This window comes from Dickeya sp. CFBP 2040, assembly GCF_012273755.1.
Taxonomy (GTDB): Bacteria; Pseudomonadota; Gammaproteobacteria; order Enterobacterales; family Enterobacteriaceae; genus Dickeya; species Dickeya poaceiphila.
This window is the reverse complement of sequence record NZ_JAAVXH010000024.1, coordinates 1-7596: the sequence shown is the minus strand read 5'-3', so window position 1 is coordinate 7596 and position 7596 is coordinate 1. Positions and strand designations below refer to the sequence as shown.

Below are 7596 nucleotides of genomic sequence, written 5' to 3'. Positions count from 1 at the left end.
CCTGTTATTTAGCGACGATGTTTGGCGTTGCGTTCTTTCTCCACCCCAAGTCTGAAACGGGGTGAAGCACGATGATCTTCGGCTGCTCACTGCGAAGCAGAATCTTACTGAGCTGTCGTCGAATCTCCCCTTCGCTCAGTGAGGTGTCGTGACAATAGACATCCAGAGTAAATTCCACGCTTCCAGCCCCGGCGGCATCGCTATGTACCCAGGCTTCTGCGCGAGAAACCCCTGCGATGGTTTCGGCTATCTCACTGACCGATTTCAAACACACCTTTTCACCACGGCTCATGACATAGGTTGGGTTGCGCTGCTTAAAGAAGAGATAGCCTTCGTCATCAATAGTGAAGCGATCACCGGTACTGATGATGCGGCGACACTCGTTGAGAGGCGTCTCAATGTCTTCGCTTTGGCTGTGGATGCGCCGAATCATGCCGGTATCGGTTTCGACGATCAGTTCGCCATCGTTGTCGCTGGGGCTATCTTTGCGCAGGTAGACGTGAATGCCGGGGAACGGTTTGCCAACAGAGGCATATTTATCAGGTGGTACGCGATGGGCCGCCAGGGTTGCAACGCGTGGGCCAGCTTGGGTCAGGCCATAAGTGAGATAAAGCGCTATGCCGTGATTGCGAGCCAATAGGGCTTCAACTACGGGAGCTGCAAGCGCGTCTCCGCCGATGGTTAAACGGCGTAATGGCGCCGGGAGTGGCCCGGAGCTGGATTGCAGCCAGGCGTTGATCATGGTGGGCGTAACGGATGACTGGGTTATTTGATAGGTTTCAATCGTTCGCTCATAGTTGCCCGGCGTAAAGGGCGGCCTGGCAATAATCGCCTTATGCCCCAACGCAAAGCAGGAGAGTAATTGCGCGACGAAAGCATAGGAGTAGTACATCGGCAGATTGATCAATATTCTGTCTTGCGCTCGTTGTTCAACGGCCCGCGCATGGTTGAGCGCATTGCGAAATAAACTGTCGATGTGAAATAAACAGCCGCTGAATATGCCGGACGTGCCAGAGGTGAGAAGAATGATTTCGCCCGGTTGGTAGCGGCGCTTCCTGGATATATCCAGTCTGATTAACTGACCGGATTGCGACAGGGGTTGCGCGGGTTGTGCTTGCATCAAGCCGCAGGGGATGTGCAACGCGAGCAGGTCGTCGGCACCGATTACCTGTGCGATACGATAGATGCGGGATGCTGGCGCAGAGGAGGGCAGCAGTACAGGAACCGCGCCAATTGTCAGCAGAGCAAAAACAATGGCGGCAAATTGCACGCTATTTGGGATTGTCAGCATGACAGGCTTGCCGGGTTCAATGCCGAGTGAGCGAAGATCTTTTACGAGATCGCCAAAAATCAACGGCGTTGCCTCATGTGCGTTAGCATCGACCTGAATAAGCCCATCCACAAAGTGCTGAATCGCGTCGGGAGTCATGTGGCGCAGCGATGTCATTCGCGTTCCCCTCTGCTGTGTGTGACGACAATACTGTGGATGTGATGGCCTGATGCATCTACATGGTGAGTGGTAATAATGACGTGGGTTGCTGCGCCTTCATCCAGCCAGACACGTGCCAGCACGGCGGCATAGTGTTGTGTGTTGTCCGGGGACATACTCCATACCATACTCGGACCACTAAAGCGCCGAAATTGCGACGGGAGGCTGATGACCGTGCCAGGGCAGGCGCCCGAAAACCGTAGCGGTGACAGGTGCCCTGAAGAAAGCGTGGCGGCAATGTCGTGTATGGTCTTGAGCGTACACTGGTCACTGATGGCGATATGCCCTACCGATGCGCAGGCCGACGTGATGGCATCACGATGCCCGGCGATGGCTTGTTCAACCGTTTCAAGAATCAGCCAGGATAAAGGATCGGCATAGAGCGACGCTTTTTGTGCCGACTTATACGTGGACAAATCTGCCGTACTCGCCATCCCCTGACCGGCGATATTGAGACATTGTGCGGTTAGCGCCTCGGTATTGTTCATCATGCTGTGCTCCCTGCATGTTGGAACACCAGACAGGTATTAAACCCGCCGAATCCCAGCGTGATACTTAGCCCAGCCGTTGCACAACAGGTCATATTTTTTTGAGTAGCGACAGGCAAATTGAGGTCAGGGATGGGATCGCGCAACCCATGAATCGGGGGAAGTTGCTGCGTTTTTAATGCCAGTAATACGGTAATGGCCTCAATAGCGCCCGTAGCGCCAAGCGTATGCCCAAATGCGCCTTTTGTGGCGAACAAGGTCGGCGGATTGGGTAAAGCTGAAAACAGCTGTGAATAGGCTTTAGCTTCGACCGAATCGTTAATCGGCGTTCCTGTACCATGCGTATTAATAATGGAAATATCTTCCGGTCTTAAGCCCGCACTGTTGAGCGCGCGCTGTACGGTGAGCATGACATTTTGCCCCGATAAATCGGGCGCCACCGCGCTGGTGGCATCGTTTGCGGAACCCGCGCCGGCGAGGATGCCATAAGCCTCAATGCCACGACGTTTGGCGTGCGCTTCGGATTCCAGTATCAGAAAGGCGGCGCCTTCACCAAGGACAGTACCGTTATGGCTGACATCAAATGTGCGCAGGCCATCGGCAGACAGGGTGCCTAGCCGAGAATGGCCAAGCCGTTTTCCCACGGTAAGAATGTCGGCTCCCCCGCATACGCATATTTCGCCAAGGCCCGCCCTGATAACGTTCAGGCCGGCTAAAATGGCGTCGGCTCCGGCCGAGCAGGCCGTGCTTACGGTAATCGGAGATGTGATACAGCCGACTTCGTTAACGGCGCGTATTGACCATTCTGACAACGAAACGCTATCAGATGAGTCTAAATGGTGGCCGTAGCTGGTCCCCAGTATTGGGAGAATGTCTGGATCGTCTACAGAAACAGCGGCGTCCTTCAACGCGTTGCGTAAGGTTTTTACCGTCAATACGTGTTGACGTCTGGCGTCATCCCATTCCAAAGGAAGGTCGGGTATGGGGGCCGCCAGGTTGCTGCGTAATGATAACGCGGCATCGAGTTCGGTGATGCCGGAACGGTCTTTCAGCAGGGATTGCCAGACGGGGGCGATTTCATCGCCTAATGCGGTAGACCAGGCCATACCAGTAACCCAAACTGGAGAGTCGCTATTTACCATAGCTGTGTCCCCAGCGTGGATATATTCTGGCGCACCAGTGAGCCTTTGAGCATTCCCACTGTTTGCTTCGTGACTTCTGCCCGGCAGGAAAATGTGAGAAAGTTATCACGCAACATTTCACAATTAAGGTGAAAAATGATTTGATCTCCGGGCACCACAACACGAATAAACCGGGATTTAATGGAACCCACTAATGTTATTTCGTTGTCAGCTAATGGTGATGTTGAAAGCTGAAATAGAATAATTGCCGATTGTGATATGGCCTGCATCATGTGACTTGCCGGGAAAATAGCTCGCTCAGGAAAATGGCCGGCGATGGCGTCTGTCTGACCTGACACCGCCATGAGTGTTTTAATATAACTGGCGGGTTCATAATCAAGAACGCGGTCAAGATATACCATAGGATGTTGATGCCTTAGCCACCCTTTAAGTTCGGTGAATCCCATCACTCTGTGTTGATGCTTATTTTTATCTTGGGTTTGCGTGTTCATGGCTGTTTCCCTGGGTGTTGGTGTTTTTTATTAAGAATGAAATCAAATTTGTCAGTGTTGTTATTGAGTCAAAGTGTTGAGGCGTAAAGTACTCATCCTCGATTTTGATGTTAAAGGCGTATTCACACCGGGCGCGTAATTCACTGAAACCGAGTGAGTCTAAACCCAGCCCATCACGCATATTGATATTTACTTCAATTTCTGATCGGGGAATGCTAATGAAGAGATCATCGATCAGGATTTCGATAATAGTGTTTTCTATGTTTTTCAAGTTGACATTTCCTTTTGCTTTAACTGTTTAATATGTCTGTTGAAGATTTTTCGGTGTCATTAATATTCATTCGCCTGGATAGTTTAAACTTAAATGGCGTATGGTTATTCCTTAACGTTTTTGCTGTTATCGATATATGGCTGTAAATTCAATTTTTTCAGGCGGATCGGTATTCATCCTCCTGGCTTATACTTTCTTTCTATACCCGTCATACTTCAAGTTACAGGTGTGTTGGCTTTATTACTCGCTCATCCCTGGGCCTTGCCCTAACGGGCCAACGCGTTGCGTTGTTCAACACGCTAGCGTGTTGTCCTGCAACTCGAATTATTTATGCTATATAAGGTTTTTATTCTGTTTTATTTTAAATCACTCGCTTTTTGAAAGAGGTGCTATTATTTTTTCATATGACTTCTGCTTCACTATAAGTGAAAAAAGTGCGTTCTATGAAAAATCAAGATACAGCCATCACTCACTTTGAAATGATTGTTGATGATTTAATTTTATCAGGCTCTGTGAGTGGTTAAACATCAATACTGTTATTTTATAAACTAAAATCTACGGATTAAAAAAGGGAAAATACTCGTTGCTAATATTCTTTTTTTTCATGATTTGTTTTTGTGGCTATTCCTGTATCGAGGTTCCTGTTAGGGCTATGTTATTGAATTTATAAATATAAATTTCGTGATTTCAAATTTACATTAATTGAGTGGAATAAATAGATTGGCTCAGGATGACCCCTGCTCATACAGTAGAGTCGTTTAAATCGGCAGTCAGGTATCAATCTTTTATTTTACTTGTCGGCAATCCATTCATGTCACAGCGTGACATGAATGGACATATTAAGAGAAATGTGTCGTTGTTATACTTTAATTCGCTGTACTATTTACCTTGTTCTTTAATGTGACGTAATCCGATGCTATCTGCTGTCGGCTGATTTTTCCGGCGGACGATACAGGAAGCGTCTCCACCAGAATAAATTCGCGCGGCTGTTTGTAAGCGGGAAGACGACTGGAGAGATAGACGGATAATTCCCCCGTGTCCAACGCTGTTTCCGCACAGGGTTGCACCAGTGCGATGGGGTATTCACCAGAGATTGCATCAATAACGCCGAAAACGATGGCGCCTGCAACCTGAGGATGAGCCGTAAGCTCACATTCAATTTCAAGTGGTGAAACGGGGTAACCGCCCACTTTGATCATATCGTTCTGCCGGGCGATATAGAGAAGGCAGCCGTTCGGCAGTTGTCTGACGATGTCACCTGTCGCTAACCAACGTTTCCTGTCCAGATAATCGACGCCTGTACCGTTCCATAAGCCAATAGTATTGGCTGGGGAGCGGAGCTGTAGTTCTCCGCTCTCTTCTGCTGCAGCGTCAATGACGATGTCTACGCCGGGCAACGGCCAGCCAATGCTCGGTTCGGAACAGGAATCGATATTTGGTTGATAGACAACAGGGCCGCCCGATTCGGTTTGCCCGTAAGAATTGCGTAAATGAGTGCCGAATGTTTTAAAAAAATCTCGACTGACGGTAAGGGAACACGCCTCTCCACCCGTTACACAGTAAGTTCCGCTGAGATTGGGCGGTGGCGTTTTTGCTGCTCTGGCTGCGGAGATCAACGCGTTGAAACTTGAAGACGCGCCGGTAATGAAGCCTATCCGACCTGTACTCAGCAACGACAGGGTTTTTTCTGACGTGGGGGACGTCATCAGAGCCAGCGGACTGCCGCGCCGCAAGCCAGTGAGTGTCATTAGAATGTTCCATGGGATGATGAGGTCAAACATGGAACAAAAAAAGCTGGCGTGTTCTGCATTTTGCGTCGTCAGCGGGTTCATTGTTGTTTCCATCAGATTAACGGCGGCGCCAAGCGTTGAATAGGAATGGACGATGCCTTTGAATGTCCCACTGGTCCCTGAGGTATAAAAGATAGCGGCCAGGCTGTTGTCATCCGGTGAAGGGAAATCCCGTAATGGGCTGGCGAGCAATTCCGCCCAAGTGCGGGTGCGTTGCGTCGGGGAGGAAAAGTCAAGAATCCAGGCGCGTTCAAGGGTATTGCTTTTTTCGATGATATCGGCGGACACCATATATCTTTCCGTATCGGCCAGATAAAACCTGGCGGCACTGTGTGCGATTAGATATTCCGTTTCGCTACAAGAGCGTTTGATGTGTATTGGAACAAGTACGGCACCCGTGCCGAGACAAGCGTAATAAACAGCGATTAATTCCGGACGGTTTCCGATATGTATGGCTACTCGATCTCCTGTACGTAAACCGGCGTTTATCAAGCCGGAGGCAATATTCCTGGCGAGTGCGACAAGACGGGCGAATGAAATGTTTTTGTTGTCCTGGATGATCGCTGGTGCATCAGGACGCTGCTGTGCGATATGTTCGAGTTGGGAAAACAAAGACATGTGTGTTTCTCCTGTGTTGGTCATTACCAGAGATGTCAATATCTGCATCAGTGAGGCAGCGAATATATCGGCAAGATAGCCGCCAGGGACGACCTTGATTTCAGTTGAGGTGCCAGCGCCTGCGACTTTCACCGTTTCTATCTGAATGCGTTAATTTATGGTCTTTAATTCCATCGCTGCTAACAGGTGGTATATTAATTTCTTTGATAACATCATGTGTTAATTGTATCTATGTAAATTCTATGCCTTATACTTAATTAAAGTGCTTTTGATTCAGTGCTGATTTATTCTATTCAATGTGTTTTTAATATAGCTGTAACGATAACGTAATCAAAACGGAAAATATTCATTCTATAGATAACTGTTTTTCATGGTTTAAATGATAAGCGATGAGGTAGTGTGCCATTTTTTTAATGGAGTCTATGTTAATGAAAATGCTGATTAAGTGGGAGTGAAATGGAGGAGATGATATAAAATAATTCGTATGGATTGTCATTTAAACGGCGCATTACCTATTTTTTATTATGCTCATCCTGACAATAGGAACTGATTTGTTTTTGATTTATACCCGTCATACTTCAAGTTGCAGGTGCGTTGGCTTTATTATCGGCCCCTCCCTGTGTAAGTATCCCTGCAAACCGAACCATTCACTTTTAGAGATCTTCCGACATACTGATTATGTCCCTCTGAGGAGATCGCTATGCGTAAAGCCCGATTCACCGAACATCAGATCATTGCCGTTCTCAAGTCCGTCAAAGCCGGACGCACCGTCAAGGATGTCTGCCGCGAAGCGGGGATATCTGAGGCTTCTTACTACAACGGGAAAGCGAAGTATAGTGGTATGGGAGCCTCTGATATTAAGAAGATGAAAGATCTGGAGGATGAGAATCGTCGTCTCAAACAGATGTTTGCCGACCTCAGTCCGGCGTAAACAAGGACACGTCTGGAATCATAAGCGCGTTCACCGGATTTACTGCCTGTTGAAACTGAATTTTCGCCGTAAAGGGAAAGCAACGTCTGCCTTATAGTATATATTGGGGTTTCATTTAAAAAATAATCTACATGGATGTACCTGATTCGGGAGTACCAGAATTCGGATCTTCGGCGGGAGCATAACTCGCCAAAATATTTATTAGGTTAGCCATGTTATCTCATGGAGTGGAGTTATGTGTAGTGGGCTGCCCATGGCGATAAACCTGAGCAGACTGATAGCGGGGACAATAAATGTTAACGCTGATCATATGAGAACCTCAAAAATATCACCGAATAACCATTAAAGTGACTCGCATCATTTTAGCACAATAAAA

At 48.0% G+C, this 7596-nt stretch carries 6 protein-coding genes and 2 pseudogenes; 1 reads left to right on the top strand and 7 read right to left on the bottom strand.

Translation table 11 applies throughout. The features are described 5' to 3' along the window. Positions 1 to 4: 4 nt before the first annotated feature. From Dpoa2040_RS03135 to Dpoa2040_RS03110, 6 genes are all read right to left on the bottom strand, one after another. Positions 5 to 1447, bottom strand: coding sequence for a class I adenylate-forming enzyme family protein (locus Dpoa2040_RS03135; RefSeq protein WP_168640264.1), 1443 nt, complete (start codon positions 1445 to 1447; stop codon positions 5 to 7). Beyond that, positions 1444 to 1980, bottom strand: coding sequence for a coronafacic acid synthetase (locus Dpoa2040_RS03130; protein WP_246867232.1), 537 nt, complete (start codon positions 1978 to 1980; stop codon positions 1444 to 1446). The genes Dpoa2040_RS03135 and Dpoa2040_RS03130 overlap by 4 nt, the downstream gene beginning before the upstream one ends. Next, positions 1977 to 3119 (bottom strand): beta-ketoacyl-[acyl-carrier-protein] synthase family protein, encoded by a 1143-nt coding sequence (locus Dpoa2040_RS03125; protein WP_168640263.1) that lies wholly within the window; start codon positions 3117 to 3119, stop codon positions 1977 to 1979. The genes Dpoa2040_RS03130 and Dpoa2040_RS03125 overlap by 4 nt, the downstream gene beginning before the upstream one ends. Then, on the bottom strand, positions 3113 to 3610 hold the full coding sequence (locus Dpoa2040_RS03120; protein WP_168640262.1) for a 3-hydroxyacyl-ACP dehydratase FabZ family protein: 498 nt from the start codon (positions 3608 to 3610) through the stop codon (positions 3113 to 3115). The genes Dpoa2040_RS03125 and Dpoa2040_RS03120 overlap by 7 nt, the downstream gene beginning before the upstream one ends. Further along, positions 3588 to 3881, bottom strand: a complete 294-nt coding sequence (locus tag Dpoa2040_RS03115; protein WP_168640261.1) for an acyl carrier protein — start codon at positions 3879 to 3881, stop codon at positions 3588 to 3590. Before Dpoa2040_RS03115 ends, Dpoa2040_RS03120 begins: the two co-directional genes overlap by 23 nt. 866 nt (positions 3882 to 4747) lie before the next feature. Next, positions 4748 to 6421, bottom strand: a complete 1674-nt coding sequence (locus Dpoa2040_RS03110) for a class I adenylate-forming enzyme family protein (RefSeq protein WP_168640260.1) — start codon at positions 6419 to 6421, stop codon at positions 4748 to 4750. A 568-nt stretch (positions 6422 to 6989) separates the two neighbouring features. Here Dpoa2040_RS03110 and Dpoa2040_RS03105 point away from each other — a divergent pair. Next, positions 6990 to 7299, top strand: a pseudogene (locus tag Dpoa2040_RS03105) (transposase); the annotation flags it as partial. 153 nt (positions 7300 to 7452) lie between these two features. Here Dpoa2040_RS03105 and Dpoa2040_RS03100 read toward each other — a convergent pair. Further along, positions 7453 to 7530, bottom strand: a pseudogene (locus tag Dpoa2040_RS03100) (IS1 family transposase); the annotation flags it as partial. Positions 7531 to 7596: the final 66 nt, after the last annotated feature.